Origin of the sequence: Cellulosimicrobium composti (assembly GCF_009711085.1) — a bacterium.
Lineage (GTDB): Bacteria > Actinomycetota > Actinomycetes > Actinomycetales > Cellulomonadaceae > Cellulosimicrobium > Cellulosimicrobium composti.
The window spans coordinates 1-2,868 of the sequence record NZ_WMKA01000094.1; the positions used below are offsets into that span (position 1 = coordinate 1).

Sequence of the window (2,868 nt, forward strand, 5' to 3'; positions counted from 1 at the left end):
ACTTGTCCAGGTTCATCACCATCGACATCTGCGCCATGACCTTCATCAGTAGGTCACCTCCTGAGACCTCCGGCGGATCACCGTGACCTCGTCACGCTGGTTGCCCGTCGGGCCGATGTAGTTGAAGCCGTACGACAGCTGCGCGTAGCCGCCGATGAGGTGGGTGGGCTTGAGCAGCACGCGGGTCAGGGAGTTGTGGATGCCGCCCCGCAGCCCGGACGTCTCCGACCGCGGCACGTCCACGGTCCGGTCCTTGGCGTGGTACATGAAGACCGTGCCCTCGGGCATGCGGTGCGAGACGACGGCCCGCGCCACGACCACGCCGTTGCGGTTGTAGGACTCGATCCAGTCGTTGTCCGCGACCCCGATCTTCTCCGCGTCCTGCGGGCTCATCCAGATCGTGGGGCCGCCGCGCGAGAGGGACAGCATGAAGAGGTTGTCCTGGTACTCGGAGTGGATCGACCACTTCGAGTGCGGCGTCAGGTACCGCACGGCCACCTCTGCATGCCCCTCGGAGCCGTGCGCGCCGGTGGGGGACGTGTCGCCGACGCGCGCGTCGCCGAACAGGCGGTGCATGTCGAGCGGCGGCCGGTACACGGGGAGCTGCTCGCCGAGCTCCGCCATCCAGTCGTGGTCGAGGAAGAAGTGCTGGCGGCCCGTGAGGGTGTGCCACGGCTTGAGCCGCTCGACGTTGATGACGAACGCGCTGTAGCGCCGTCCGCCGTGCTCGGAGCCGGACCACTCGGGCGAGGTGATGACCGGCGTCGGGCGCGACTGCACGTCCGGGAACGTGATGCGCTTGCCCTGCTCGTCCCGGGCCAGGTCCGCAAGGCGCTGCCCCGTGCGTCGTTCGAGGTCCTCGAACCCCTGCACGGCGAGGCGCCCGTTCGTCGTCCCCGAGAGGGCGAGGATCATCTCGCACACGTGGGTGTCGCGGTCCAGCCGGGGCCGGCCCGCCGCCGGGCCCTCGGCGACCACGCCGTTCGTGACGGCGAGGCGCTCGACCTCTGGTGTGGGGTCGAACGCGACGCCCTTGGTCACCATGCCCGCCTCCTGGGTGAGCGGGCCGAGCGCCGCGAGCCGCGCCGCGAGCGCGGGGTAGTCGCGCTCGACGACGACGAGCCTCGCCATCGTCACGCCGGGCACGAGCTCGTCCTGCGGCAGGACCTCGCCGTGGGGCGTGGCCATGGCGTCGGGCGTGTCGTGCGCGAGCGGCACGGCCACGACGTCCTTGCGCACGCCCAGGTGCGTCACCGACATCTCCGAGATGCGCCGGGCGATCGTGTGGAAGATGTCGAAGTCGGTGCGCGTCTGCCACGGCGGGTTGATCGCCGGGTTGAACGAGTGCACGAACGGGTGCATGTCCGTCGAGGACAGGTCGTGCTTCTCGTACCAGGTCGCGGCCGGCAGCACGACGTCCGAGAACAGCGTCGTCGACGTCATCCGGAAGTCGGCCGTGACGAGCAGGTCGAGCTTGCCCCGCGGTGCCTCGTCGTGCCACGCGATGTCCCGCGGGCGCCGGTCCGGGCCGGACTCGGGGGCGCGCACCGCGGCGTCGGTGCCCAGGAGGTGCCTCAGGAAGTACTCGTTGCCCTTGCCCGACGACCCGAGCAGGTTCGCGCGCCAGACGGTGAGGACGCGCGGGAAGTTGGCCGGGTCGTCGGGGTCGGTGCACGCGTAGTCCAGCTCGCCCGAGGAGAGCTGGTCGACGACGTGGCGCACCGGGTCCTTGCCGGCCGCCTCCGCCTCGTCGACGAGGTCGAGGGGGTTGCGGTCGAACGTCGGGTAGCTCGGCGTCCAGCCGCGACGGACGGACTCCACCAGCGTGTCCGCCGTCGTGCGACCGGAGAGCTTCCCCGCGGCGAGCGGCGACGCGAGCGCGTCCGCGGGCAGGCCGTCGTAGCGCCACTGGTCCGTCGCGAGGTACCAGAACGCCGTGCTGATCATGAGGCGCGGAGGCCGCACCCAGTCGGCCGCGTTGGCGTACTGCTGGAAGCCGGTGATCGGGCGGACCTTCTCCTGGCCCACGTAGTGCGCCCACCCGCCGCCGTTCACGCCCTGGCAGCCCGTCATGGTGACGAGCGCGAGGAACGTGCGGTAGATCGTGTCCGAGTGGAACCAGTGGTTGGTCCCCGCGCCCATGATGATCATCGACCGGCCGCCCGAGTCGAGCGCGTTCTGCGCGAACTCCCGCCCGATGCGCGCCGCGGCGACGGCGGGGACGCCCGTGATCTCCTCCTGCCACGCCGGCGTCCCCGGGGTCGCGGGGTCGTCGTAGCCCGCGGGCCACGTGCCCGGCAGGCCGAGGTCGGGGCGGTTCACGCCGTACTGCGCGAGGAGCAGGTCGTACACCGTGGTCACGAGGTGCTCGCCCACGCGGTGCGTCGGGACGCCGCGCCGCACGGACCCCGCACCGCCCTGGTGCTCGGCGCCCTCCTGCGGTGCGAGGTCGAAGCGCGGGAGGTCGACGGCGACCGGGTCGCCCGCCGGGCCGTCCGCGAGGTCGGCGACCGACAGCGCGGGCTCGACGCCCTCGAGGTCGAGGTTCCAGCGGCCGGGGTCGCCGTAGCGGTGCCCGAGCGACCCGTTGGGCACGACGACGTCGCCCTCGCGCGACAGGATCACGGTCTTCGACGCGGCGTTGACGGTCCCGGCCTGGTCCGCCGCGGGCGTGCCCGCGAGCCGGTCCGCCGTGAGGAAGCGCCCCGGCACGTACGCGTCGCCGCGGCGCTCGAGCGTCACGAGGTAGGGCGCGTCGGTGAACCGCGCCATGTAGTCGAGGAACCGGGGCGCACGGTCGCGCACGTGGAACTCGGTGAGGATGACGTGGTCCATGGCCTGGGCGAGGGCGCCGTCGGTGCCGGGGTG

At 72.1% G+C, this 2,868-nt stretch carries 1 protein-coding gene; it reads right to left on the reverse strand.

Annotated elements, in window-relative coordinates:
• Window positions 1-45: 45 nt before the first annotated feature.
• A partial coding sequence (locus GJV82_RS19050) for a molybdopterin-dependent oxidoreductase (protein WP_155100307.1) occupies window positions 46-2,868 on the reverse strand: 2,823 nt, incomplete at its 5' end.